The organism is Streptomyces sp. NPDC004539, from assembly GCF_040610055.1.
Lineage (GTDB): Bacteria > Actinomycetota > Actinomycetes > Streptomycetales > Streptomycetaceae > Streptomyces.
Map to the genome: position 1 here is coordinate 33,825 of NZ_JBEXLS010000042.1, position 24,423 is coordinate 58,247.

Below are 24,423 nucleotides of genomic sequence, written 5' to 3' on the forward strand. Positions count from 1 at the left end.
TGTGAAGTGACCGTGAATCAGATCGAGTGGTTCAGCTCTGCGGCAGGCGGTACAGGCCGCCCGCGAGCGGCTCCACCAGGCCGTCGGAGACCAGGCCGTCCAGCGCCCGCGCGCGCTGCACCGGTTCGTGCCACACCCGGTCGAGCGCGGACTGCGGCACGGGCGCGTGCGCCTCGCGCAGGACGGCGAGCAGCTTGCCGCGCACCTGGCGGTCCGTCCCGGCGTACGTCTGCCCCCGGCGCGGCGGGCCCTCGTGCTCGGGCTTGCCCGCGAGGCGCCACGCGCAGCTCGCCGCGATCGGGCAGCGGTGGCAGGTCTCGTTGCGGGCGGTGCACACCAGCGCGCCCAGCTCCATGGAGGCCGCGGCCCACCGCGCGGCCGTCGCCTCCTCCTCCGGCAACAGCGCGCGCGCCAGCTTGCGTTCGGCGGCCGTGGTCGCGTTCGGCGGGTACTGCGTGCCTGTCACCGCGCGCGCGAAGACCCGGCGGACGTTGGTGTCCAGGACGGCGTGCCGGCGGCCGTACGCGAAGGAGGCGACCGCCGCGGCCGTGTACTCGCCGATGCCGGGCAGCGCGAGGAGCTGCGCGTGGTCCGAGGGGACGTCGCCGCCGTGCCGCTCCGTTATGGCGACGGCGGCGCCGTGCAGCCGCAGGGCGCGGCGCGGGTACCCGAGCCGGCCCCAGGCGCGTACGGCCTCGCCGGGTGCCTCGGCGGCCAGGTCGGCGGGGCGCGGCCAGCGGGCCAGCCACTGTTCGTAGACCGGCAGGACGCGGTTGACGGGTGTCTGCTGGAGCATGAACTCGCTGACCATCACGCCCCACGCGCCCGCCTCGGGGCGCCGCCAGGGCAGGTCGCGGGCGTGCTCGTCGAACCAGTCGATGACCGGGGCGTGCAGGTGCGTGCCGACGCTCTCGGCGGGCTCCTCCTCACGCGCGCGTGCGCGCCGGGAGATGCCGGGGGAGGCGTCGGCGGGGGTGCTGTGCGGGGGCTTCGTGGGCGCAGTCATGGCTCTTCGATCCTGCCATGGGAAGGGGCGCACGCGTGCGTGCCGTCACCCGTGAGGGGGGCGGCGTACGTGGCCCTCCGGGACGTCGATTTCTGTCCCATGGCCAAAGGTGCAAGGGGTGCGATTGTGAACGAGTGGGGCGGTGCGGGCGGTTCCGGAGGGCGGGACCGGGATGATGATCCGGAAAAGTTGTGGTTCAGGCGGCGGGTGGGGACGGCGAACGCCGTGATCTCTCGTACAGTTTGCGCCGTGGGATCTCTGCGCAATCCGGTCGGGCCGCTTCCCTCCACCATCTACTGGCGACGGAGGGCCGTACTGCTGTCCGCGCTGGCCCTGTTGACGCTTCTGGTCGCCTGGATCGCCCTCTCCGGCGACGGCGGCGGGAAGAACGCCGCGGGGGGTTCCAACGGCAAGAATCCCGCGTCCTCGATCACCCCGGGACCCTCGGCCTCCGGTCCGGCGATCAGCCAACACCCGGGCGGGCGCGACGAGTCGACGCCCGGTGACTCCAACGGGACGGGTTCCGGCGGGGGTTCGGACGACGGCGGCTCCGGGACGGGCGCGGGCGCCGGCGACGCGGGCGGCGCCTCGGGCGGCGACGACGGCTCCAACGGCAGCGGCAGCGCCGGAGCCGCCCTCCCGGCCGGCACCGGGCTCCCCAACTGCACGGCCAGCGTGGTCACCTGGACCCTCAGCAGCGTCAGCAACACCTACTCGCCCGACCAGACGCCGACCTTCCGGTTCACCGCGCGCAACAGCTCCGCCAGCGACTGCAAGGTCGACCTCGGCCCGAAGACCACCGTGCTGACGATCACCCAGACCGGCAGCGACGACGCCTACTGGGCCTCCGCCGACTGCCCCAAGACCTCCGGCAGCGCCCTCTACCGCGTCCCCGCCGGCAGCAGCTTCACGTACACCCTGAAGTGGGACCGCAAGCCGAGCGCCCCCCAGTGCGCCACCCCGCCCGCCGGGAGTGCGACCGCCGGGACCTACCTCGTCGAGGCGAAGGCCCCGGGATTCGCGAAGGCACAGACGTCCTTCGTCCTCGAAGCCGACTGACGCCCCGTGCCCGGCCGGGCACAGGAACACGCCGTACGACCGTCCAGACGCCGTTTCCGGGGCGCGTGACCCTCTCTGAGGCCCTCCCCGGGGTTCCCGGAGGATCTTCCGCCCGGCGCCCCCGCGAGGGGCTCACAGGGCCCCTCGCGCACCACACCGCCATCGACCCCGCCGCCCCCGCGCCGGGCACGGCTCAGACGTAGCGCTCCAGGATCGACGACTCCGCCAGCCGCGACAGTCCCTCGCGCACGCTCCGGGCGCGGGCCTCGCCCACGCCGTCGACGGCCTGGAGGTCGTCCACACTCGCCGCCAGCAGCTTCTGGAGGCCGCCGAAGTGCTCCACCAGCCGGTCGATGATCGCGCCCGGCAGCCGGGGCACCTTCGCCAGAAGCCGGAAACCGCGCGGGGACACCGCCGAGTCGAGCGCCTCCGGGGAGGCCGTGTAGCCCAGCGCGCGGGCGACCGTGGACAGTTCGAGAAGCTCCGCGTGGGTCAGCGCGTCCAGCTCGTACAGCGCCTCGTCGACCGTACGGGAACGTTTCGCGGTCGGCTCCGGGACGTAGTCCCGCACGACCAGTTCGCGCTCCGGCTCCACGCCCGCGATCAGCTCGTCGAGCTGGAGGGCCAGCAGCCGGCCATCCGTGCCCAGTTCGACGACGTACTCCGCGATCTCCGTGGCGATCCGGCGGACCATCTCCAGGCGCTGCGCGACCGCCGAGACGTCCCGGACCGTCACCAGGTCCTCGATCTCCAGCGCCGACAGCGTCCCCGCGACCTCGTCCAGCCGGAGCTTGTAGCGCTCCAGCGTCGCCAGGGCCTGGTTCGCGCGCGACAGGATCGCCGCCGAGTCCTCCAGGACCCGCCGCTGCCCGTCGACGTACAGGGCGATCAGACGCATCGACTGGGAGACCGAGACGACCGGGAAACCGACCTGCTTGGAGACCCGGTCGGCGGTGCGGTGGCGCGTGCCCGTCTCCTCGGTGGGGATCGTCGGGTCCGGGACCAGCTGCACGCCCGCGCGCAGGATCTTCGAGAGGTCCGACGAGACGACGATGCCGCCGTCCAGCTTGCACAGTTCGCGCAGCCGGGTCGCGGAGAACTCGACGTCCAGGACGAACCCGCCGGTGCACATCGTCTCGACCGTCTTGTCGGAGCCGAGCACGATCAGACCGCCGGTGTTGCCGCGCAGGACGCGCTCCAGGCCGTCCCGCAGGGCGGTGCCCGGGGCGACCGCGCTCAGGGAGGCGCGCATCAGGCCATCGGAACCGGCACTCCCACCGGACTTTCCGGGAGCCGCCGCCCGGTCGTTGGCTGCCACTGCACTCCTCCGGTCACAGGTTCTGGGGTGCTCCCGCCTGCGCACTCGGTTCGTACGGACGGGCGAGACCAGGGCAAAGTCTACCGGCGGTCCTCCTCGCCCTGGGGGGCCTGTCGGCGACGCGAGCGCGGGAGCACGCGCAGGGCGTCTCCCATGTCCGCGACTTCCAGCACCTTCATCCCGGCCGGGATCTTCCCGGGGTCGCCCGGCACCAGCGCGTGCGTGAAGCCCAGGCGGTGCGCCTCGGCGAGCCTGCGCTGCACGCCCGTCACCCGCCGGACCTCGCCCGCGAGGCCCACCTCGCCGATCGCCACGAGGTTCTTCGGCAGCGGAACGTCGCTCGCCGCCGACGCCAGCGCGAGCGCGATCGCCAGGTCCGCGGCGGGCTCCGAGAGACGTACGCCGCCCACGGTCGCCGAGTAGATGTCCCGCTTGCCCAGCGCGGTGATACGGCCCCGCTGCTCCAGGACGGCCAGCATCATCGACACCCGGGACGTCTCCAGCCCGGACGTCGTCCGGCGCGGGGAGGGGATCTGCGTGTCCACCGTCAGCGCCTGCACCTCCGCCACCAGCGGGCGGCGGCCCTCCAGGGTGACCGTCAGACACGTGCCCGGCACGGGTTCGTCACGGCGGGTCAGGAACAGGCCGCTGGGGTCCGCGAGGCCCGTGATGCCCTCGTCGTGCAGCTCGAAGCAGCCCACCTCGTCCGTCGCCCCGTAGCGGTTCTTGACGCCCCGCACCAGGCGCAGGCGCGCGTGCCGGTCGCCCTCGAAGTGCAGGACGACGTCCACCAGGTGCTCCAGCAGGCGCGGGCCCGCGATCGCGCCGTCCTTCGTGACGTGACCCACCAGGAGCGTCGACATGCCGCGGTCCTTCGAGGCGCGGATCAGGGCGCCGGCCACCTCGCGCACCTGCGCCATGCCGCCCGGGGCGCCGTCGATCTCCGGGGAGGCGACCGTCTGCACCGAGTCCAGGATCAGCAACGAGGGCTTCACCGCGTCCAGATGGCCGAGGACCGCCGAGAGGTCCGTCTCCGCCGCGAGGTACAGGTGGTCCGCCAGGGCGCCGATGCGGTCCGCGCGCAGGCGGACCTGGCTCGCCGACTCCTCGCCCGTCACGTACAGCGTGCGGTGCTCGTCGCTCGCGGACTTCGCCGCGACGTCCAGCAGGAGCGTCGACTTGCCGACGCCGGGCTCGCCCGCCAGCAGCACGACCGCGCCGGGGACCAGGCCGCCGCCCAGGACGCGGTCCAGCTCCGGGACGCCCGTCGTGCGCGCGGTCGCCTGCGTGCCGTCGACCTGGCTGATCGGGAGCGCGGACGACGTCACCCGGCCCGGCGCCGTCGTGCGCACCGCGGGGGCGCCGTACTCCTCGATCGTCCCCCACGCCTGGCACTCCGGGCAGCGGCCGAGCCACTTGGCCGTCTGCCAGCCGCATTCCGTGCAGCGGTAGGAGGGACGGTCCTTCGTGGTCTTCGTGCGGGCAGCCATGCGGAAACCGTAGCGGGCGGCACTGACACACCGGCCGGCCTGTGGACAACCACGGGCGCGAATCGGTCGGGTCACCCCGGGAATCGGCCACGGGAGAGCGTCCCGTGTCCCCTATTGAGGGATCGTTTCACCCGTATGGATTAAAAGGGCTCAAGGTTCGGGAGCGGGGCGTTGCGGGGCGCCTACGGTCGCACGGGTGATGAGCACGAGTCCGGAGACCTCGCCCCGTACGACCGGCGCGCACCGGGAGCGACGGGAGGCGCGTGACCGTGAGGCCGCGCGTACGGTGGCGCAGCGCCCGCCCGCGCGGTACGAGCCGTACCTCGACGGGCTGTTCACGTACTGCCTGGCCGTCCTGTGCGACCACGAGGCGGCCGTCGCGACCCTGGGCGACGCGCTCGCGTTCGCCGAGCGGCGCGGGCACCGGATGCCCGAGGAGGGCGGCGAGCTGCGGGCGTGGCTGTACGCGCTCGCGCGCTGGTCGTGCCTGCGCCGGCTGGCGGAGGCCAAGCAGAAACGTCATGCCTCGTCCTCCGGACGGCAGCCCGGGGCACCGGACGCCGACGCGTCCGACACGGCCGACCAGGAGCGGCGGCGCCGCGAACTCGCGCTGCTGGCCTGGCCGGAGGCCGCCGGCACCAGCCCGGAGCAGCGGGAGGCGCTCGAACTCGCCGTACGGCACCGGCTCGGCGCCCCCGAGGTCGCCGCCGTCCTCGGCATGGAGCCCGCCGCCACGCGCGAGCTGCTCTCCTCCGCGGCCTGCGAGGTCGAGCGCACGCGCGCGGCGCTCGCCGTCGTCGAGACCGGCGGCTGCCCCGGCGTCGCCCGGCTCGCGGACGGCCACCACCTCGTGCTCAGCGCGGCCCTGCGGCGCGAACTCGTCCGGCACGTCGACGACTGCCCGCACTGCCGGCGGGCCGCCGGCCGGGCCACCCCCGGGCGGTGGCCCGGCGCGCAGGTGACCCCCGCCGAACTGCCCCTCCTGGAGGCCCCCCGCGCGGCGCTGTACGTCGCGATGACGCACGTCCCGCGCGCGCGTGGCGCCGCCGCTCCCCGGTACGACCGGCGCGGCTTCCCGATGGACCCCAAGGACCGGGCCGCCCGGCGCGACCGGCTGCGCGCGCGTGCGGTGACGACGACCGTCGTCGCCACGGTCGTCGCGGCCCCGGTGATCGCCCTGTGGGCCGCCTACCGGGGGGAGCCCCTCGGGGAGAGCGTCGAAGGGCTCGCCCCGCGCGCGAGCGAGGCGCAGCGGCCCGGGGCGCTCGGCGGGGAGGCCGGCGGCGACTACCAGAACGCCGGCAACGCGGGCGCCCGCTCCGGCGCCGACCGCGCGGACGGGGGGCGGCCCGACGTGTCCGTCGAGGTCATCAGCGTCTCGGGGGCGGACACGAAAGGGGCCGCGCGGCTGAGCGTGTCCGCCGCGAGCCGGGGCGAGACGACCCTCGTCACGCTCACCGCCGCGCGGGACGGGGGGCCCGTGCGCTGGTCCGCGACCACGGGGGCGTCGTGGCTCTACCTGAGCGAGTCCTCCGGGACGCTCGCCCCCGGGGAGTCCCTGACGGTGAAGGTGTACGTCGACTCCCTCCGCGAGCCCTCCGGCGCGTGGCACGCGCGCGTGGCGATCGCCCCGGCCGGCGCGGTCGTCTCGATCTCCGGCCGCGGGCCCACCCCGACCGACCCCGGCTCCCCGCCCCCGTCGTCCGACCCGACGCCCACCCCGACCGCCTCCCCGTCGCCCTCGGACCCCACCCCGAGCGCCCCGCCGTCCCACACGCCCGAACCGTCCCCCAGCGAGTCGTCCGCCGGGCCGAGCAGCCCGCCGCCGTCGGAGGGCGGCGGGGAGCCCACGCCTGCGGCGTCCTAGGGGCGGGGCCTCGTAACGCGGCGTTCCGGACAGAGCCCGGCACGCCCCCGCACGCCCGCAGCGTGTTCCCGGTGCCCTTCACCGCGCCCCCGACGCCCTCCGCCCACCCCCGCGTCCGCCCCCTGCGCCCGATTTGACGCAGATGTGGGGCGGGGTCGGGTGTGGGGCGGTGCGGTCAGGGAAATCGCATGGAGGTGTTCGACGGCACGCGCGCGGGACGAACGGACGGACGGGGGAGCCGGATGGAGCGACGGTCAGGGGGCCGGGTCGGCGGGGTGGGGCGCGAGGAGCGGGAGGTGGGAGGCCAGGCGTGCCTCACACAGCTCGACGAGGCGGTCGTACCCGGCCTTGCCCATCAGTTCGGTGAGTTCGGGCCGGTACGAGACGTACACCGGCTCTCCCGCGCCGTGCGCGGACGTCGCCGAGGTGCACCACCAGTGCAGGTCGTGCCCGCCGGGACCCCAGCCGCGGCGGTCGTACTCGCCGATGGAGACCTGGAGGACACGGGTGTCGTCGGGACGGTCGATCCAGTCGTACGTACGGCGCACCGGGAGCTGCCAGCAGACGTCCGGCTTGGTCTCCAGGGGTTCGCGGCCCTCCCGGAGCGCGAGGATGTGCAGCGAGCAGCCGGCGCCCCCGGAGAAGCCGGGACGGTTCTGGAAGATGCAGGAGCCGTTGAAGGGCCGCGTCTGACGGGACCCCTCCTCGTCCTCCGAGACCCAGCCGCCCCGCTGCCCCTCGGCGTGGTGCTGCCAGACCTCCGGCGTGAGCCGCTCGACGTACCCGGCGACGCGCTTCTCGTCCTCCTCGTCGGAGAAGTGGGCGCCCAGGGTGCAGCAGCCGTCGTCCGCGCGGCCCGCCTGGATGCCCTGGCAGCCGCTGCCGAAGACGCAGGTCCAGCGGGAGGTCAGCCAGGTCAGGTCGCAGCGGAAGATCTGTTCGTCGTCCCCCGGGTCCGGGAACTCGACCCACGCGCGCGGGAAGTCGAGTCCCTTCTCGTCGCCCTCCAGAGCCCGCGTCTTCGATGACTTCGCCCGCGAAGAACTCCCGGCCGGTGCGCCCGCCTTGTCGCCCTTGGGTGACTTCTCCGGCTTTTCCCGGTTCTCGTTCTTCGCCTTTTTCGTCTTTGGCACGCGACCAGGGTAAGTCGCCCGGACCGTCTCACGGCACAGACGCAGGGGCGGAGGACAGACCTACTGGCAGTAGCGTTCTTTACATGAGACTCGGTGTCCTCGACGTGGGATCGAACACGGTGCATCTGCTGGTGGTGGACGCACACCCGGGCGCGCGCCCGCTGCCCGCGCACTCGCACAAGGCGGAGCTGCGCCTCGCCCAACTCCTCGACGCGGACGGGGCGATCGGCCCCGAGGGCGTCGACAGGCTCGTCGGCGTCGTCCAGGAGGCGCTCCAGGCGGCCGAGGACAAGGGCGTCGAGGACCTCCTGCCGTTCGCGACGTCAGCCGTCCGGGAGGCCACCAACGCGGACGACGTCCTCGCGCGCGTGCACGACGAGACCGGCGTCGAGCTCCAGGTCCTCTCCGGCGCCGAGGAGGCCCGGCTGACCTTCCTCGCGGCCCGCCGCTGGTTCGGCTGGTCCGCCGGCAAGCTGCTCGTCCTCGACATCGGCGGCGGCTCCCTGGAGATCGCCTACGGCATCGACGAGGAGCCCGACGCGGCCGTCTCCCTCCCGCTCGGCGCGGGCCGCCTCACCGCCGGCTGGCTGCCGGGCGACCCGCCGGGGGCGGAGCCCATAAGGGCGCTGCGCCGGCACGCGCGCGCCCAGATCGCCCGTACGGTCGGCGAGTTCAGCCGCTTCGGCGCGCCCGACCACGTCGTGGCGACCTCCAAGACGTTCAAACAGCTCGCCCGGATCGCCGGGGCCGCCCGCTCCACCGACGGCCTCTACGTCCAGCGCGACCTCAAGCGGGAGTCCCTCGAAGCCTGGGTGCCCCGGCTCGCCGGGATGACCGTCGCCCAGCGCGCCGAGCTCCCCGGCGTCTCCGAGGGCCGCGCGGGACAGCTCCTCGCCGGGGCGCTCGTCGCCGAGGGCGTCATGGACCTCTTCGGCGTCGAGACCCTGGAGATCTGCCCCTGGGCGCTGCGCGAGGGCGTCATCCTGCGGCGCCTGGACCACATGCCGGCGGTCTGAGAGCGGACGGGACACGGCGGAGGGGAGCGGCCCGGCGGGGGAGCGGCGCGTGGTGCGGCGTACGGTGCCGGGTCGTCGTGCACCGGGGGCGCGCGGTGCGTGAGGTGCGCCACCCCGGGAGTACGGGGCTCCCCGGCCCCGAGGCCCCGCCGTACGTCCGTCCGCCGCGCTCCCCGCGGCGCCGCGCCCCTGTTCGGGAGCCGTACGCGTACCGGAACCGGCCTCCACGCGCGCGTGGCCGGTCGTACCGGGAGAGCGCGGACACCCGGCAACGGCGCCCGGCGGTGCCCCGTACGCTGTCCCTCGTGGCAGAACCAGTGGTGCGCATCCCGGATGCGAAGGTCGCTCTGTCCACGGCCTCGGTCTATCCGGAGTCGACGGCGACGGCCTTCGAGATCGCCGCGCGCCTCGGGTACGACGGGGTCGAGGTGATGGTGTGGAACGACCCCGTGAGCCAGGACGTCGAGGCTCTGCGGCGGCTGAGTGACTATCACCGGATGCCGATCCTCGCCGTGCACGCGCCCTGTCTGCTGATCACGCAGCGGGTCTGGTCGACGGACCCCTGGGTCAAGCTCCAGCGCGCACGCGCGGTGGCCGAGAAGCTCGGGGCGAGCACCGTCGTCGTCCACCCCCCGTTCCGCTGGCAGCGGCAGTACGCGCGGGACTTCGTCCAGGGGATCTGGCGGATGGCCGACGAGACGGACGTCCGGTTCGCCGTCGAGAACATGTACCCCTGGCGCTACCGGGACCGCGAGATGCTCGCGTACGCGCCCGACTGGGACGTCACCAAGGACGACTACCGGCACTTCACGATCGACCTCAGCCACGCGGCGACCTCCCGCAGCGAGGCGATGGACATGGTCGACCGGATGGGCGACCGCCTCGGGCACGTCCACCTCGCCGACGGCCTCGGCTCCAACAAGGACGAGCACCTGGTGCCGGGCCGGGGCACCCAGCCCTGCGCCGAGCTCCTCGAACGCCTCGCCCTCACCGGCTTCGACGGCCATGTCGTCATCGAGGTCAACACCCGGCGCGCGATGTCCGCCGCCGAACGCGAGGCCGACCTCGCCGAGGCCCTCGCCTACACCCGCCTCCACCTCGCCTCGGCCCTGAAGGTGCCCCGCCGGTGACTTCTCGGACTCCGGGGAGCGGGGGCGTGCCGGATGCGGACGGCCGGGGCGAGCGGACCGGCCGTACGGAGCGCGGCGCGGCGGAACCGGCGGACCGGGAGGGCGGTCGGGCGGACCGTAAGGAGCGCGGCGCGTCTGAGGCGACGGCCCGGGCGGCTCGGACACGGACGGGCCAAGCCGCCGCAGCCTCCCGGGAAGCCTCAGGTGCCTCGGAGACTTCCGCTGCCTCTTCTGGGCGCCCCGAGAGGCGGACGGCCCCTGCCGAAGCCTCTCAGGCCGCCTCAGGCGCCCCGTCGGCCCCCTCCCCACCTCCCGGCACCCCCGCCCCGCCCAAAACGCCCCACAGCCCCCCTGAGGCCCCTTCAGCCCCCCGTCGGCGGGGTCGCCCCCGGCTGGCCGAGGCGGCGAGCGGTGAGACGCGGGAGAAGATCCTCGCGGTGGCCCGGGAGGAGTTCTCCGAGCGGGGGTACGAGAAGACGTCCGTCCGGGGCATCGCCAAGGCCGCCGGGGTGGACTCGGCGCTGGTGCACCACTACTTCGGCACCAAGGAGCAGATGTTCGGCGCGGCGGTCGAGGACGCCGTCGGCCCCGCGCTGAACGCGCCGGACGCGCTCCTGGACGGACCGTTCGAGGAGACCGGGGAGCGCTTCGCGCGGTTCGTCTTCGGCGTCTGGGAGAACCCCGTCACACGGGTGCCCCTCCTCGCGGTGCTCCGCTCGGCGGTCACCAACGAGACCGCCGCCGCCGTCTTCCGCCGCCTCGTCGCCTCCCAGCTCCTGCGCCGCGTCGCCGCCCGCGTCGACCTCCCTGACCCCGAACTCCGCGCCGAACTGGCCGCCGCCCAGCTCATCGGCTGCGCGATGCTCCGCTACGTCATCAAGATCGAACCCCTCGCCTCCGCGGACGTCGAACAGCTCATCGCCCGGGTGGCCCCGGTCGTCCAGGGACACCTGACCGCCCCCTGAGCAGCCGTTCCGAGACGCACATCCCGCATTCCGGACACCCCGTCCCGCCCTCTGGATGAGCGGCGTACGCTCGTCAGCAGCCCTATCTGCCTGTAAGGAGCGGACGATGCCCGAGCTGAGGTCCCGCACAGTCACCCACGGTCGCAACATGGCGGGCGCACGCGCGCTCATGCGGGCGTCCGGGGTACCCGGCGCGGACATCGGGCGCAAGCCGATCATCGCGGTGGCCAACAGCTTCACCGAGTTCGTGCCGGGGCACACGCACCTCCAGCCGGTCGGGCGGATCGTCAGCGAGGCGATCGTCGAGGCGGGCGGCATCCCCCGGGAGTTCAACACGATCGCCGTGGACGACGGCATCGCGATGGGCCACGGCGGCATGCTCTACAGCCTGCCCTCCCGGGACCTCATCGCGGACAGCGTCGAGTACATGGTCGAGGCGCACTGCGCGGACGCCCTGGTGTGCATCTCGAACTGCGACAAGATCACCCCGGGCATGCTGAACGCCGCCCTGCGGCTGAACATCCCGACGGTGTTCGTCTCCGGCGGCCCCATGGAGTCCGGCCGCGCCACCCTCGTCGACGGCACGGTCCGCACGCTCGACCTGGTCGACGCGATCTCCGACGCGGTGAACGACAAGATCTCCGACGAGGACATCGCGCGCATCGAGGAGAACGCCTGCCCCACCTGCGGCAGCTGTTCCGGCATGTTCACCGCCAACTCGATGAACTGCCTGACCGAGGCGATCGGCCTCTCCCTGCCGGGCAACGGCTCGGTCCTGGCCACCCACACCGCCCGCAAGCGGCTCTACGTCGACGCCGCGCGGACCGTCATGGACATCACGCGCCGGTACTACGAACAGGACGACGCGACGGTACTGCCCCGTTCCGTCGCCTCCTTCGCGGCCTTCGAGAACGCCATGGCGCTCGACATCGCGATGGGCGGCTCGACCAACACGATCCTGCACCTCCTCGCCGCCGCGCAGGAGGCGGAGGTCCCCTTCGGCCTGGAGGAGATCGACGCGGTCTCCCGGCGCGTCCCGTGCCTCGCGAAGGTCGCCCCGAACGTCGCGAAGAACCGCACGTACTACATGGAGGACGTCCACCGCGCGGGAGGCATCCCGGCGCTGATGGGTGAACTGCACCGCGCGGGCCTGCTCAACGAGGACGTCCACTCCGTCCACAGCCCCTCCCTGGCCGACTGGCTGAAGACCTGGGACGTCCGCGCCGGATCGCCCTCCCCGGAGGCCGTCGAACTGTGGCACGCCGCCCCGGGCTGCGTCCGCTCCGCCGAGGCGTTCTCCCAGTCCGAGCGCTGGGACACCCTCGACGAGGACGCCGAGGGCGGCTGCATCCGCTCCGCCGAGCACGCCTACTCCAAGGACGGCGGCCTGGCCGTCCTGAAGGGCAACCTGGCCGTCGACGGCGCCGTGGTGAAGACCGCGGGCGTCGACGAGTCGATCTGGACCTTCGAGGGCCCGGCGGTCGTCTGCGAGTCGCAGGAGGAGGCCGTCCATAAGATCCTCCTCAAGGAGATCAAGGAGGGCGACGTCGTCGTCATCCGCTACGAGGGCCCCAAGGGCGGTCCCGGTATGCAGGAGATGCTCTACCCGACCTCGTACCTCAAGGGCCGCGGCCTCGGGAAGGCGTGCGCGCTGATCACCGACGGCCGCTTCTCCGGCGGCACCTCGGGCCTCTCCATCGGACACGCCTCTCCGGAGGCCGCCGCCGGCGGCACGATCGCCCTCGTCGAGGACGGCGACCGCATCCGCATCGACATCCCGGGACGTTCGATGGAGCTCCTGGTGGACGACGCCGAACTGGCCCGCCGGGAGGCCGCCCTCGACGGCGTCTACGCCCCCAAGAACCGCGAGCGCAAGGTCTCCGCCGCCCTGCGCGCGTACGCCGCGATGGCCACCAGCGCCGACAAGGGCGCCGTCCGGGACGTCTCCAAACTCGGCTGACGCCGCACACGACAGGTACGACGGACCGGGGCCCCTTCTCGCGAGAAGGGGCCCCGGTCCGTCGTACGAAATTCGCTTCCCGGGGGTCTCCTACGGGGCCGCCGGGTCGTTCTCGGTCACCGCGAAGACCGTGCCGTCCGGGGCGCCCGCGTACACGTGGCCGTCGACCACCACGGGGGCCGGGAGGGAGGAGGCGACCTCGTCGGAGCGGCTCCCGATGCGCAGGGTCGTCTGGCCGAGGAGGCGTCCCGCGCGCGCGTCGACCGTCAGCAGACGTCCGTCCGCGCCGCTGAAGTACACGCGCGTGCCGTCCGCCGCGAGGTCCGAGCCACGGCTCACGGACGTCTGGAGCGACCACACCTGCGCGCCCGTGCCCAGGTCCACGGCGGCCAGGGCGCCGTCGTAGCCCAGGAGGTAGACCTTGTCGCCGGCGACCGTCGCGCGCGCCTGCGCGAGGGCGACGCCCAGCGGCACTTTGAGGGACTTCCCGGTCGCCGGGGAGTACCGGACCACCGCGTCCGTCGTGCCGTAGTCGCCGCCGCCCCTCAGCAGCACCAGGTCCTCGCCCGCGCGGCCGACCGGGGTGAGCCCGCCGGTCAGCCTGGCCTCCCAGCGGACGGCGCCCGTCGCAGGGTCGATCGCCGTCACGCGCGTGCGCGCGCCGTCGGACGAGAGGCTCGTCGCGTACGCGAGCCGGTCGCCCCGGAACGACGTGAACACCGGGAGGCGCTGTCCCGGGACCCGCTTGCTCCACAGGTCCTTGCCGGTCGCGCCGTCCACGGCCGTCACCTCGCCGCCGGACGCGGTCAGCAGCAGCGTGCCGGCCGCCGCGAAGACCGAGTACCCGGAGACGTCCCGCTCCCAGCGCGTCGCGCCCGTCGCCGGGTCCAGGGCGAGCGTGTGGCTGCCCGAACGGGTGACGACGTGGACGAGGCCGCCCTCGACGACCGGTGCCCGGCCCGGCGAGTCGTCCGCGGCGAGGGGGTGGCGCCACAGCACGCGGCCGTCGTTCTCGTCGAGCGCCGAGACGAGCCCGCGCTGAACGCACAGGAGGCGCCCTGAGGCGTACACGCAGCGCGGGAGGGACCCGGAGTCGTCCGGCGCCGGTTTTGTCGCCCAGGGGGCGAATGCGGCTGTTCTGGAGGGTGTTGTGCGCGGCGCGGCGGTGCTCGTGCCGTCGGTGAGCCGCAGTCCGACGAAGCCGCCGCCCGCGAGGACCGCCACGGCGGCACCGGCGAGCAGGACCTTTCCGCGCCGCCGCCGTCTCGACGGCTTCTCGGGTCTCCCAGGTCCCCCGGGCTGTTCGGGCTCCTCGGGATTCTGGGGGTTCCGGGGTGCCGCTCCCGGCGCCTCGGTCGGTGTGGCCGGTTCCTCGAAGCCGTCCGGGAGAGCGTCCGGGACGCGCCGGCTCGGGACGAACGCCTGCGTGTCGTACGACGCGGCCACCGACCGCAGTTCGCGCATCAGCTCGTCCGGAGTGGGCCGCTCCTCGGGCTCCTTCGCGAGGCAGGCGCGCACCAGGGGAGCGAGGTTCTCCGGTACGCCGGCCAGCTCCGGTTCGTCGTGCACGACCTGGTAGGCCACGATGTACGGGCTGTCCGAGTCGAACGGGCCGCGTCCCGTCGCCGCGTGCACCAGCACCGAGCCCAGCGCGAAGATGTCCGCCGCCGGGCCCACCTCGCGCGGGCGCCGGAACTGCTCCGGCGCCATGAACGGCGGCGTCCCGATCAACTTGCCCGTCTCGGTGCGCAGTTCGCTGTCCTTCGGGCGCGAGATACCGAAGTCGATCACTTTCGGTCCGTCCTCGGCCAGCAGCACGTTGCTCGGCTTCAGATCGCGGTGCACCACGCCCACCCGGTGGATGTCCCGCAGCGCCTCCGCGAGCCCCGCCATCAGCCTGCGCAGCTTCTCCGGGTGCATCGGGCCGTTCCGCTTCACCTCCTCCGACAGCGTCGGACCGGGGATGAACAGCGTTGCCATCCACGGCCGTTCCGCGTCCGAGTCGGCGTCCACCACCGGGGCCGTGAACGCGCCGCTGACCCGCCGCGCGGCGGTGACCTCCTGCCGGAAACGGCTCCTGAACTCGGCGTCCTTCGCGAACTCGGCGTGCACGACCTTCACCGCGAGCTTGAGCCCCGACGTGCTGCGCGCGAGGTGCACGACACCCATGCCGCCCGAGCCGAGACGTGACTCCAGGAGGTAGTGGCCGGCGTACTCGGGAAGTTCCGCTTCCGCCCCCGCTCCGGTGTCCCTCCGTGGCGCCATGGAACCACCCCCGTGCTGTCTAGGCGCCTGGAGCCTAGTCGATGACGCGTACGAGACAGAGGCGGCCCGTTGGCCCGCGTGTACGAATCATGTGCGTGTGTTTCGAACGGTGATCCGTGGGTATCAACGGGGTCCCATGGTCGGCATGGGGGATTTACGGGGGGAAGGTTCATCATGTCTGTCGACGAGACCGCGCAGTCCGCGGAGGCCGAGGAGCAGGTGCTCGGCCTCGCCCAGGTCTACTACCCGGTCGCCCCGGGCATCCAGCTCAACGTCCGCAACGGTCCCGGGACCAGCTACTCCGTCGTCCGGGTCCTGCCGCTCAACGCGCGCGTCCCGATCAACTGCCAGATCGCCGGGACCACCGTCTCCGGGTACTACGGCACCACCAACATCTGGGACAACATCGGGAACGGGGAGTTCGTCTCGGACGCGTACGTGAAGACCGGGAGCGACGGGTACATCGCGCCTCGGTGCAACTTCTGAGCGGGTCGGGGGCGGGGCCGGGGGGCTCTGCGAAGGGGGTTTTCGCCGCGAGGAGTTCGGGTGGGGCGGTGGGGAGGGGCTCTGTGAGTGACGGGGGCGGGGGCGTCCGCGAGGCGGGCCTCGTCCGTCGCTCCGGGGCCGTGTCCCTGTCGCTCACCTCCGCCTCGTACCTCTCCGCCACCCGCCTCGGCCTCGTCTCCCGGGCGGCGCCATAATCGTCCCGTGAGCGACGAAAACGGCAGGCCGGACACGGGGGATCTCGCGGACGGGGGTTCCGGGCCGCGTCCCGAGCCTCTGCGCTTCTTCGGTACGACGTGGGTGAATCACGACGACGGTTACAAGGCTCGCCGGATCGGTGTGGCCGTGGGGTCGGTGGCCGTCACCGTCGCCGCCTGCCTCGTCCTGCGGTTCGCCTACGAGGGGCTCGCGATCGCCGACATCGGCCGCTTCGTCGCCGTCCTGCTCGTCGTCATGTTCACGGGCTGTACGGCGCTGGCCTTCGGTCACACCTGGGACTCCTTCCGCAAACGCCCCGACCCCGCCCGCCAGTCCTCCCTGCGGGGCCTCCTCACCATCGGCTTCGTCGGCTCCCTCCTCGCCTACACCCTCCGCTCCTTCCGCGAGGCCCCCGGCGAACAGCTCCACCGCGCGGAGTACGAGGCGGCTCGCACCCAACACACCCGCCGCAACACCCGCAGGACGGGGAACCCGGCCAAGCGGCGGCGGAAGGGGTGAGGGGGAGGGGGACGGGGGGTTCCCTTGCCGGTGCCAGGGCTGAGGGCCGGTGGCTGGAGTGCTGGGGCTGAAGACCGGTGACCGGTTCGCCATGACCGCCCCGACACCCGGCTACGACTCCGGGGCCACCGGAACTCGCCGTCGTCGTCGGTGCGGGAATGCCGGGCAGTGCGCACACGAGAAGTCGGCGGCCAAGTCTCCTTTGCACGCCACCCACCCACCCGCACCCACCTCCGGCCCACAGCCGCTCCACTGCCGACAATCAGTGCCACGTCGAGCAACGTTCGCCCCGTCTTGCCGCACGGGTCTGCGGCGGGTGGCCGTTGGTTGCGGTCCGCGTACCCTCGCGAGGTGCATTCTCGTCTGAGCTTCGAGAACCCTCCCGCGCTGCCTCACGGGGTGGTGGTCGAGACGTTGGAGCGAGCTCCGCGTGACCGCTCGGCAGAGGGCGAGGCGGCGGGAGTCCTGGTCGGCACCGCGTTGAACGACGACGACGCGGGGTTCGTCGAGCACTGGTGCGTGCAGGTCGGGACGCGGGCTGTGTCGGGTAGTCCGCTGCTCGGGCTGGCTGGGCTGTGCCATCGAGAGCGAAGTAGCGCAGGGCAGTGAACTGGGCCTCGATGCGGTTGAGCCAAGAGCTGTTGGTCGGGGTGTAGGCGATCTCGACGTTGTCGGCCTGGGCCCAGTCGGCGACGTGGCGGCAGCGTTTGGTGGTCAGGTGCGGGGAACAGTGCCGACGGGGTGGAGGGAGCGCAGGTAGCGGCAGAACTCCAGGAACTCGGAGCGGTTCTTGTCGCGGGCGGGGTCCTACAGCGGCACCTCGCACGCGCGGACAAGCACCCCGCCCCAGCCACCCACCGCCCCGACCGAAGCCCATCGAACCCGCGCCCAGCCTCGACCTCGATCACCCACCGCCCCGCACCCAGCCCAGCCAATCCACCCCCGTACCCCCCACCCCTTCACACCGAAACCCCATTCCCCCAACCCCCCACCCCCGCCACCATGTCCCCATGACCCCCTCCCACCCCACCCCCCGAGCCCACTCCTTCAACGCCGCCGCAGCCCAGTACGCGGCCAACCGCCCCACCTACCCCCAGGAACTGCTGGACGCGATCGAGGAGTTGGCGGAGCGGAGGTTCGAGGGGGCGTGGGTGGGGGACGTCGGGGCGGGGACGGGGATCTCGACGGGGCTGATGCACGGGCGGGGAGCGAGGGTCGTCGGGGTGGAGCCGGGAGACGGGATGGCGGCGGAGTTCCGCCGTGCTCTGCCCGACGTCCCGGTCCTCAGGGCGGACGGCAACCGGCTGCCGTTCCGCGACGCCTCCCTCGACCTCCTCACCTACGCCCAGTCCTGGCACTGGACGGACCCGGCCCGCTCGGTCCCGGAGGCGATGCGGGTGCTGCGTCCGGGCGGCGCGCTGGCGCTGTGGTGGAACACGACGCCGTACGACGTCCCATGGCTGAGGGAACAGGCGCTGAGGATGGCCGAACACTTCGGCATCGACGTCGCCGGCGAGAAGGACCGCGCATCCAGGACGTCCCTGGCGGACCCGACCGGCACCCTCACGTTCGTACACCGCACGATCCGCTGGAGCCGCCGGGTCCCGCTGGACACCCACCTCGCGAACATCGGCAGCCACTCGGTGTTCCTGGTCGACACGCCGGAGCGGACGACCGCTTTCCTCACGGCGGAACGCGCCCACCTCCTGGCCACGTTCCCGGACGGCGCCGTGGAGGAGACCTACGACGTCACCCTCCTCGTGGCCCGCCGCACCCCACAGCCCTGAACCGAGCCGAACCGAACCGAACCGAGCCGAGTCGAGTCGAGCGCAAAGCGGCGGCCCCTCTCCCGAAAGGCCGCCGCTTCCCCAACGCCCGCTCCTCAAACCGCACTTCTCAAGGCCCCGCCCCCTCCGCACAGCGCCCACCACCGAGCCTCACCCTCGGGGCCCCACCTCCCCCTCAAGGCCCCCCAACACCCCCACCCCTAAACCCCCACCCCCTCCCGCCCGGACACCCTCTCCCCCCGCCCCTCCACCCACGCCCCCAACGCAGCCGCACACGCATGATCCACATGCCGGAGCCCGCCCAGCTCCAACCGCACCTCCCGATCCCCCGGCAACCCCTCCAACACGTCGAGCAGCTTCGGCAGCCGCAGGAACGTCGCATGCCCGACCACCCGCACGACCAGCACCCCGTCCCCCCGATCCGCCATCTCGACCTGCACATGACTGATCTCCCAGGCCGTCTTGGCGACGGCGAGCGCCAGCCCGATCAGGACCCCCTCGAAGAGACTCCCGAGGACGATCACGACGGCGGTCACGGCGAGGACGACGACCTCCCCCCGATCCGTACGCCACAACGCCCGCACCTCCCGCACCGGAACGAGCCCGCACCCCGCGTACACGAGCAGCCCGGCGAGCGCGGCGACGGGGATCACCCCGAGCACCCCCGGCACGAAGGCGGCGAAGAGCAGCAGCCAGCCGCCGTGCAGCACGCGGGACGCCTTGGTCCGGCCCTCGGCCCGCACTCCCTCAGCCGCGCTCCGCACGAGCAGCGCCGACATGGGCAGCGCCCCCAGCAGCCCGCACACCGCGTTCCCCGCGCCCTGCGCCATCAGCTCCTTGTCGTAGTCGGTCCTCCGCCCGTCATGCAGCCGGTCCACGGTCGCCGCGCTGAACAGCGACTCCGCCGAGGCGATCAACGCGAACGCGACGACGGTCCCGATCACCCCCACCTCCGCGAGCCGCCCCACATCGGCGAGCCCCGGTATCCGCACGGCCTCCCACAGCCCCCGCACCTCGACCCGCCGCACATCCAGACCGAACACCCCGGTCACCGCCGCCGCGAGCCCGACCGCCACGACCGGCGCGGGCACGACCCGCGCCCCCCGCCGCCACCGCCCCCACAGCAGCAGTACGACCATGGTGGCACCCCCCACTGACAACGCCACCGGGTCCACCTCCCCGGGCAGCTCCACCAGCCCCGCGAGCCTGTCGATCCCGCCCGCAGGCGCACTCGTGTCCCCGAGCGCGTACACCTGCCCGGCGACGAGGACGAGCCCGATCCCGGCGAGCATGCCGTGCACGACGGCGACGGACACGGCCCGGAACCACCGCCCGAGCCGCAGCGCGCCGAGCCCGAGCTGGAGCAGCCCGGCGGCGAACACGAGAACGCCGAGCGCGTGCAGCCCGTACGCCCGGACGGCCTCGTACACGAGGACGGTCAGCCCGGCGGCGGGCCCGCTGACCCGCAGGCCGTTCCCGGGCAGCGCCCCCGCGACCAGACCCCCGACGACCCCGGTGACCAGCCCCAGCTCGGGCGGCACCCCGGAGGCCAGCGCGACGCCCACGCACAGGGGCAGCGCGACGAGAAACACGACGAGTGAAGAGAGCAGATCGGCCTTGCGTACGCCACGGCGCATCTCGACAGCACCTCCGGTCGGCAGCAGGAGATGCGTGGGCCCCGCGCCGGGGGAGGGCGCGGCACTTCGTACGGCTCGTACGGGACACCCTGCGCGGCCCGGAACCCCGCCGTTCCGCGCATGAATTCCATTGTCGGCAGCGGGAGTTGATCGCGCACCGGAGCCCGGGTGGCGCGCGGGAGCGATACGGCGCGAGAACGGCGCACGATCCGGACCGCCCCCCTCCGCTCACACCCCCTCCGCTCGCACCCCTTCAGCGCGCGCCCCGTCCGCTCGCGCCCCGTCCGTTCACCCCCCTCCACTCGCACCCCGCACCTCGACACGCCCGACGCCCTTGACGGCCCACCCCGCCGAGAGCATTATTCAGCACATGATGAATAAAAGCCCGAGCCTCCCCGAACCGGCCGTCAAAGCCGCCTCCCTCACCGTCACCCGCGGCACCCGCGAAGTCCTCCACGCCCTCGACTTCACCATCCCGAAAGGCCAGATCACCGGTCTCCTCGGCCCCTCCGGCTGCGGCAAGACGACCCTCATGCGGACCCTCGTCGGCACCCAGGCCAAGGTCACCGGCACCCTCGACGTCCTCGGCCGGCCCGCGGGCCACCCGTCCCTCCGCAGCCGCATCGGATACGTCACCCAGGCCCCGTCCGTGTACGACGACCTGACGATCCGGCAGAACCTCGACTACTTCGCGGCCGTCCTCACCCCCACCCACCCGCACGCCGCCCGCCGCGCCGACGTCGACCGCGCCCTGGCCGACGTCGACCTCACCTCCCACGCGAACTCCCTCGCCGGCAACCTCTCCGGCGGCCAGCGCAGCCGCGTCTCCCTCGCCGTCGCCCTCCTCGGCACCCCCGACCTCCTCGTCCTCGACGAACCCACCGTCGGCCTCGACCCCGTCCTGCGCCGCGACCTGTGGACCCTCTTCCACGACATCGCCGCCCGCGGCACCACCCTCGTCATCTCCTCGCACGTCATGGACGAGGCCGAACGCTGCCACCGCCTCCTCCTCATGCGCGCCGGACACCTCCTCGCCGACGACACCCCCACCGCCCTGCGCACCCACACCGGCACCGACACCGTCGAAGCCGCCTTCCTCCACCTGGTCGACGAGGCCACCGCCCCCACCCGCGAGAAGGACTCCCTCCGATGACGACGAACACGATCACCGGTACGACGACGGCGCCCACCCGCGTCCTCAACGCCGCCCGCACCACCGCGACCGCCGCCCGCGTCCTGCGCCAGCTCCGCCACGACCCGCGCACGATCGCCCTGCTCCTCCTCATCCCCTGCCTGATGCTGGTCCTGCTGCGCTACGTCTTCGACGGCAGCCCGCGCACCTTCGACAACATCGGTGCCTCCCTCCTCGGGGTCTTCCCGCTGATCACGATGTTCCTGGTCACCTCCATCGCCACCTTGCGCGAACGCACCTCCGGCACCCTCGAACGCCTCCTCGCGATGCCGCTCGGCAAGGCCGACCTGATCGCCGGGTACGCCCTCGCGTTCGGCGCCCTCGCCATCGTCCAGTCCGCCCTGGCCACCGGACTCGCCGTCTGGTTCCTCGGCCTAGACGTCACCGGCAGCCCCTGGCTCCTGCTCCTCGTCGCCCTGCTGGACGCCCTCCTCGGCACCGCCCTCGGCCTCTTCGTCTCCGCCTTCGCGGCCTCCGAGTTCCAGGCCGTCCAGTTCATGCCGGCGGTGATCTTCCCCCAGCTCCTCCTCTGCGGCCTCTTCACCCCGAGGGACGCCATGCACCCCGTCCTCGAAGCGATCTCCGACGTACTGCCCATGTCGTACGCCGTCGACGGCATGAACGAGATCCTGCGGCACACAGAGATGACCACCGCCTTCGTCCGGGACGTCCTTGTCGTCGCCGGATGTGCCGTGCTCGTCCTCGCCCTGGGCGCCGCGACCCTGCGCCGCCGCACCCGGTGACGCCCGGCCCCGGGCGCCTGCTCCGGCGGCTGCCCCGCCGTCCGTTCCGGCAGCCGGACAGCCGCCCCCGGCCCCTACCTCCGGTGCGAGGATGAGGACATGAGCCAGAAAGTCGCAGTCCTCGGCACCGGAAAGATCGGCGAAGCCCTGCTCAGCGGGATGATCCGGGGCGGCTGGGCCCCGGCCGACCTGCTGGTCACCGCCCGCCGCCCGGAGCGCGCGGAGGAACTCCGCACCCGCTACGGCGTCACCCCCGTCGGCAACGCGGAGGCCGCCAAGACCGCCGACACCCTGATCCTCACCGTCAAGCCGCAGGACATGGGCGCCCTCCTCGACGAGCTCGCCCCGCACGTCCCCGCCGACCGGCTCGTCATCAGCGGCGCCGCCGGTATCCCCACCTCCTTCTTCGAGGAGCGCCTCTCGCCGGGCACCCCGGTCGTCCGCGTCATGACGAACACGCCCGCCCTCGTCGACGAGGCCATGTCCGTCATCTCCGCCGGCACCCACGCCACCGACGGCCACCTCGCCCACGCCGAGGAGATCTTCGGTGCCGTCGGCAAGACCCTGCGCGTCCCCGAGTCCCAGCAGGACGCCTGCACGGCCCTCTCCGGATCGGGACCGGCGTACTTCTTCTACCTCGTCGAGGCCATGACCGACGCCGGCATCCTCCTCGGCCTGCCGCGCGACAAGGCCCACGACCTGATCGTCCAGTCCGCGATCGGCGCCGCCGTGATGCTCCGGGACAGTGGCGAACACCCCGTCAAGCTCCGGGAGAACGTCACCTCCCCGGCCGGCACCACCATCAGCGCCATCCGCGAACTGGAGAACCACGGCGTACGCGCCGCCCTCATCGCCGCCCTCGAAGCCGCCCGCGACCGCAGCCGCCAGCTCGCCTCCGGCAAGAAGGACTAGTCATGAGAAGGACTAGCTCTTCTCGGTGACGCCGATCAGGACTGGTTCGGCCGCTTGAGCCGGTTCGAGCAGCCCGATCGCGCGGTAGGCGGCGTCCACCGTCGGACGCGCCATCGCCTTCGCCCTCTCCGCTCCCTCCCGCAACACCCCTTCCACCTGTCCTGGTTCCGCGCACAACTCCCGGTGTCTGGCCTGCACGGGCCGCAAAGTCTCGATCACAGCCTCGGCGGTGTCCGCTTTGAGCGCTCCGTACGACTTGTGAACGGCTGACAGCTCGTCAGGGTTCCCGCCCGTGCACGCGGCGAGGATCTCCAGCAGATTCGCGACGCCGGGGCTTGCCGCACGGTCGTACACGACCTCCCGGCCGCTGTCCGTGACGGCTCGCATCACCTTCTTGCGGATGGTGTCGGGCTCGTCGAGGAGATAGACGATGCCCGGACCGGAGTCGTCGGACTTCCCCATCTTCGCCAGCGGGTCCTGGAGGTTCATGACCCGCGCGGCGACCGCCGGGTGCGTGGCCTTCGGGACCGTGAACGTGTGCCCGTACCGCTGGTTGAACCGCACCGCCAGATCCCGGGCCAGCTCGACGTGCTGCGTCTGGTCGTCGCCCACCGGCACCTCGTCCGTCCCGTACGCGAGGATGTCCGCCGCCATCAGCACCGGATACGTCAGCAGCGACAGCCGCACGCTCCCGCCCCGAGCCTGCTCCCGCCGCGCCTTCTCCTTGTACTGGATCATCCGCCGCATCTCGCCGTCGGTCGCGACGCACTCCAACAGATACGACAGCCTGGTGTGCTCGTCGACGTGGCTCTGTACGAAGAGGGTGCACAGGGAAGGGTCCAGTCCGGCCGCGAGCAGCAGCGTCGCCGCCTGCCGGCTGAGCCTGCGCACGCGCGCGGGGTCGTGGTCCACGGTCAGGGCGTGCAGGTCCACGACGCAGAAGACCGCGTCGGACCGGTGCTGGTCGACCTCGGCCCACCGCCGCATGGCCCCCAGATAGTTCCCCAGCGTCAGGTGCCCGGTCGGCTTGATCCCGCTGAAGACCTTCGTCATCTCCACTCCTCCTGCTCCGGGCCGCCGTCCCGGCCGGCCCTCGCGGTCCTGGAGAGGAAACGAGAACGGCCGCCGAGGCGGCGGCCGTTGTCTGCGTACGTGAGTACAGGCCGCCGTCAGGCGGCCCACCACTGCTGGGTGTACGTACGCGTCGTCATGCGGGCCAGAGTACGCCTCCGGGGTGGGCCTCGGGGGAGAAGTTGACACCCCCGGGGCCGGTACGTAGTGTTCTCCGAGTTGTCCAGCGTGAGCGCCGACCCCGGTCGGTCCCCGGACAGCCATTCCGCAAGTACCCACCAACACTCGACCTCGTGTCGTGTTCTTCGGCGTGCGTATTCGCGAAATGAGGAATCCCTGTTCGAAAGGACAGCGACCCCCCGATTGGCTTCGGGGGCCGGGAATCCGCTAAAGTCTCACTCGTCGGAACGGCCCAACAGCCGGGAAGACAACTCCCGCTGACTGGGAATCAGACGCCGAAAGGATCTGATAGAGTCGGAAACGCCGAAAGGGAAACGCCCGAAGCGAAAGCGGAGAGCGGGAACCGGAAAGCACCGAGGAAATCGGATCGGAAAAAGATCTGATAGAGTCGGAAACGCAAGACCGAAGGGAAACTGCCCGGAGGAAAGCCCGAGAGGGTGAGTACGAAGGAAGCGTCCGTTCCTTGAGAAC

The 24,423-nt window shown here is 72.7% G+C and carries 21 protein-coding genes and 1 pseudogene; 13 read left to right on the forward strand and 9 right to left on the reverse strand.

Annotated elements, in window-relative coordinates; genetic code table 11:
- Nucleotides 1-31: 31 nt before the first annotated feature.
- Nucleotides 32-1,006, reverse strand: coding sequence for an A/G-specific adenine glycosylase (locus tag ABZX85_RS46755; protein ID WP_355884167.1), 975 nt, complete (start codon nucleotides 1,004-1,006; stop codon nucleotides 32-34).
- 249 nt (nucleotides 1,007-1,255) lie between these two features.
- Between ABZX85_RS46755 and ABZX85_RS46760 the strand changes: the two genes are divergently transcribed.
- The gene (locus ABZX85_RS46760; protein ID WP_355884169.1) at nucleotides 1,256-2,065 is read left to right on the forward strand and encodes a hypothetical protein; all 810 of its coding nucleotides are present in this window, start codon (nucleotides 1,256-1,258) and stop codon (nucleotides 2,063-2,065) included.
- A gap of 193 nt (nucleotides 2,066-2,258) precedes the next feature.
- Here ABZX85_RS46760 and disA read toward each other — a convergent pair whose 3' ends face one another.
- Together disA and radA are read right to left on the reverse strand one after the other, a co-directional pair.
- On the reverse strand, nucleotides 2,259-3,383 hold the full coding sequence (gene disA / locus ABZX85_RS46765; RefSeq protein WP_355884170.1) for a DNA integrity scanning diadenylate cyclase DisA: 1,125 nt from the start codon (nucleotides 3,381-3,383) through the stop codon (nucleotides 2,259-2,261).
- Nucleotides 3,384-3,463: 80 nt separating this feature from the next.
- Nucleotides 3,464-4,873: a DNA repair protein RadA gene (gene radA, locus ABZX85_RS46770; RefSeq protein WP_355884172.1), complete on the reverse strand. Its 1,410-nt coding sequence runs from the start codon at nucleotides 4,871-4,873 to the stop codon at nucleotides 3,464-3,466.
- A gap of 199 nt (nucleotides 4,874-5,072) precedes the next feature.
- On the opposite strand from radA, the gene ABZX85_RS46775 reads away from it, so the two are divergent.
- Nucleotides 5,073-6,740 (forward strand): hypothetical protein, encoded by a 1,668-nt coding sequence (locus tag ABZX85_RS46775; protein ID WP_355884174.1) that lies wholly within the window; start codon nucleotides 5,073-5,075, stop codon nucleotides 6,738-6,740.
- A gap of 254 nt (nucleotides 6,741-6,994) precedes the next feature.
- On the opposite strand, the gene ABZX85_RS46780 is transcribed toward ABZX85_RS46775, so the two are convergent.
- On the reverse strand, nucleotides 6,995-7,750 hold the full coding sequence (locus ABZX85_RS46780; RefSeq protein WP_355884206.1) for a hypothetical protein: 756 nt from the start codon (nucleotides 7,748-7,750) through the stop codon (nucleotides 6,995-6,997).
- 206 nt (nucleotides 7,751-7,956) lie between these two features.
- On the opposite strand from ABZX85_RS46780, the gene ABZX85_RS46785 reads away from it, so the two are divergent.
- The 4 genes from ABZX85_RS46785 (at nucleotide 7,957) to ilvD (ending at nucleotide 12,944) form a co-directional block, all read left to right on the forward strand.
- Nucleotides 7,957-8,889, forward strand: coding sequence for a Ppx/GppA phosphatase family protein (locus ABZX85_RS46785; protein ID WP_355884176.1), 933 nt, complete (start codon nucleotides 7,957-7,959; stop codon nucleotides 8,887-8,889).
- A gap of 305 nt (nucleotides 8,890-9,194) precedes the next feature.
- Complete coding sequence (locus ABZX85_RS46790) at nucleotides 9,195-10,019, forward strand: sugar phosphate isomerase/epimerase (RefSeq protein WP_355884178.1); 825 nt, start codon at nucleotides 9,195-9,197, stop codon at nucleotides 10,017-10,019.
- Nucleotides 10,020-10,411: 392 nt separating this feature from the next.
- Complete coding sequence (locus ABZX85_RS46795) at nucleotides 10,412-10,984, forward strand: TetR family transcriptional regulator (RefSeq protein WP_355884207.1); 573 nt, start codon at nucleotides 10,412-10,414, stop codon at nucleotides 10,982-10,984.
- A gap of 106 nt (nucleotides 10,985-11,090) precedes the next feature.
- On the forward strand, nucleotides 11,091-12,944 hold the full coding sequence (gene ilvD, locus ABZX85_RS46800) for a dihydroxy-acid dehydratase (protein ID WP_355884180.1): 1,854 nt from the start codon (nucleotides 11,091-11,093) through the stop codon (nucleotides 12,942-12,944).
- 90 nt (nucleotides 12,945-13,034) lie between these two features.
- Here the strand turns inward: ilvD and ABZX85_RS46805 are convergent, their stop codons facing one another.
- The gene (locus tag ABZX85_RS46805; protein ID WP_355884182.1) at nucleotides 13,035-15,209 is read right to left on the reverse strand and encodes a serine/threonine-protein kinase; all 2,175 of its coding nucleotides are present in this window, start codon (nucleotides 15,207-15,209) and stop codon (nucleotides 13,035-13,037) included.
- Between the two features lie 174 nt (nucleotides 15,210-15,383).
- Here ABZX85_RS46805 and ABZX85_RS46810 point away from each other — a divergent pair, with 174 nt between their 5' ends.
- The 3 genes from ABZX85_RS46810 to ABZX85_RS46820 all read left to right on the forward strand — a co-directional run bounded on the left by ABZX85_RS46810 (nucleotide 15,384) and on the right by ABZX85_RS46820 (nucleotide 16,430).
- The gene (locus tag ABZX85_RS46810; RefSeq protein ID WP_355884184.1) at nucleotides 15,384-15,695 is read left to right on the forward strand and encodes a peptidase; all 312 of its coding nucleotides are present in this window, start codon (nucleotides 15,384-15,386) and stop codon (nucleotides 15,693-15,695) included.
- Nucleotides 15,696-15,778: 83 nt separating this feature from the next.
- On the forward strand, nucleotides 15,779-15,910 hold the full coding sequence (locus tag ABZX85_RS46815; protein WP_355884186.1) for a hypothetical protein: 132 nt from the start codon (nucleotides 15,779-15,781) through the stop codon (nucleotides 15,908-15,910).
- 7 nt (nucleotides 15,911-15,917) lie between these two features.
- Nucleotides 15,918-16,430 carry an EamA/RhaT family transporter gene (locus ABZX85_RS46820; protein WP_355884188.1) on the forward strand — a complete coding sequence of 171 codons (513 nt, stop codon included), beginning with the start codon at nucleotides 15,918-15,920 and terminating at the stop codon, nucleotides 16,428-16,430.
- A 574-nt stretch (nucleotides 16,431-17,004) separates the two neighbouring features.
- On the opposite strand, the pseudogene ABZX85_RS46825 reads toward ABZX85_RS46820, so the two are convergent.
- Nucleotides 17,005-17,222: pseudogene (locus tag ABZX85_RS46825) on the reverse strand (hypothetical protein); the annotation flags it as partial.
- 218 nt (nucleotides 17,223-17,440) lie between these two features.
- On the opposite strand from ABZX85_RS46825, the gene ABZX85_RS46830 reads away from it, so the two are divergent.
- Nucleotides 17,441-18,217 (forward strand): class I SAM-dependent methyltransferase, encoded by a 777-nt coding sequence (locus tag ABZX85_RS46830; protein WP_355884190.1) that lies wholly within the window; start codon nucleotides 17,441-17,443, stop codon nucleotides 18,215-18,217.
- A 200-nt stretch (nucleotides 18,218-18,417) separates the two neighbouring features.
- Here the strand turns inward: ABZX85_RS46830 and ABZX85_RS46835 are convergent, their stop codons facing one another.
- Nucleotides 18,418-19,854, reverse strand: coding sequence for a SulP family inorganic anion transporter (locus ABZX85_RS46835; RefSeq protein ID WP_355884192.1), 1,437 nt, complete (start codon nucleotides 19,852-19,854; stop codon nucleotides 18,418-18,420).
- A 370-nt stretch (nucleotides 19,855-20,224) separates the two neighbouring features.
- Between ABZX85_RS46835 and ABZX85_RS46840 the strand changes: the two genes are divergently transcribed.
- The 3 genes from ABZX85_RS46840 (at nucleotide 20,225) to proC (ending at nucleotide 22,701) form a co-directional block, all read left to right on the forward strand.
- Nucleotides 20,225-21,007: an ABC transporter ATP-binding protein gene (locus ABZX85_RS46840; protein WP_355884194.1), complete on the forward strand. Its 783-nt coding sequence runs from the start codon at nucleotides 20,225-20,227 to the stop codon at nucleotides 21,005-21,007.
- Nucleotides 21,004-21,789, forward strand: coding sequence for an ABC transporter permease (locus ABZX85_RS46845; RefSeq protein WP_355884196.1), 786 nt, complete (start codon nucleotides 21,004-21,006; stop codon nucleotides 21,787-21,789). The genes ABZX85_RS46840 and ABZX85_RS46845 overlap by 4 nt, the downstream gene beginning before the upstream one ends.
- Nucleotides 21,790-21,888: 99 nt before the next feature.
- Entirely contained in the window at nucleotides 21,889-22,701 is an 813-nt protein-coding gene (proC, locus tag ABZX85_RS46850) for a pyrroline-5-carboxylate reductase (RefSeq protein WP_355884198.1), read from the forward strand.
- A gap of 12 nt (nucleotides 22,702-22,713) precedes the next feature.
- Here the strand turns inward: proC and trpS are convergent, their stop codons facing one another.
- Nucleotides 22,714-23,754, reverse strand: coding sequence for a tryptophan--tRNA ligase (gene trpS / locus ABZX85_RS46855; RefSeq protein ID WP_355884200.1), 1,041 nt, complete (start codon nucleotides 23,752-23,754; stop codon nucleotides 22,714-22,716).
- Between the two features lie 466 nt (nucleotides 23,755-24,220).
- On the reverse strand, nucleotides 24,221-24,423 hold a 203-nt coding region (locus ABZX85_RS46860; RefSeq protein ID WP_355884202.1), incomplete at its 5' end, for a hypothetical protein.

Coding starts and splice junctions, on each gene's coding strand:
- ABZX85_RS46755 (WP_355884167.1), bottom strand. CDS start 1,006: ATGACTGCGCCCACGAAGCCCCCGCACAGCACCCCCGCCGACGCCTCC.
- radA (WP_355884172.1), bottom strand. CDS start 4,873: ATGGCTGCCCGCACGAAGACCACGAAGGACCGTCCCTCCTACCGCTGC.
- ABZX85_RS46775 (WP_355884174.1), top strand. CDS start 5,073: ATGAGCACGAGTCCGGAGACCTCGCCCCGTACGACCGGCGCGCACCGG.
- ABZX85_RS46785 (WP_355884176.1), top strand. CDS start 7,957: ATGAGACTCGGTGTCCTCGACGTGGGATCGAACACGGTGCATCTGCTG.
- ilvD (WP_355884180.1), top strand. CDS start 11,091: ATGCCCGAGCTGAGGTCCCGCACAGTCACCCACGGTCGCAACATGGCG.
- ABZX85_RS46805 (WP_355884182.1), bottom strand. CDS start 15,209: ATGGCGCCACGGAGGGACACCGGAGCGGGGGCGGAAGCGGAACTTCCC.
- ABZX85_RS46810 (WP_355884184.1), top strand. CDS start 15,384: ATGTCTGTCGACGAGACCGCGCAGTCCGCGGAGGCCGAGGAGCAGGTG.
- ABZX85_RS46830 (WP_355884190.1), top strand. CDS start 17,441: ATGACCCCCTCCCACCCCACCCCCCGAGCCCACTCCTTCAACGCCGCC.
- ABZX85_RS46835 (WP_355884192.1), bottom strand. CDS start 19,854: ATGCGCCGTGGCGTACGCAAGGCCGATCTGCTCTCTTCACTCGTCGTG.
- ABZX85_RS46840 (WP_355884194.1), top strand. CDS start 20,225: ATGATGAATAAAAGCCCGAGCCTCCCCGAACCGGCCGTCAAAGCCGCC.
- ABZX85_RS46845 (WP_355884196.1), top strand. CDS start 21,004: ATGACGACGAACACGATCACCGGTACGACGACGGCGCCCACCCGCGTC.
- proC (WP_355884198.1), top strand. CDS start 21,889: ATGAGCCAGAAAGTCGCAGTCCTCGGCACCGGAAAGATCGGCGAAGCC.
- trpS (WP_355884200.1), bottom strand. CDS start 23,754: ATGACGAAGGTCTTCAGCGGGATCAAGCCGACCGGGCACCTGACGCTG.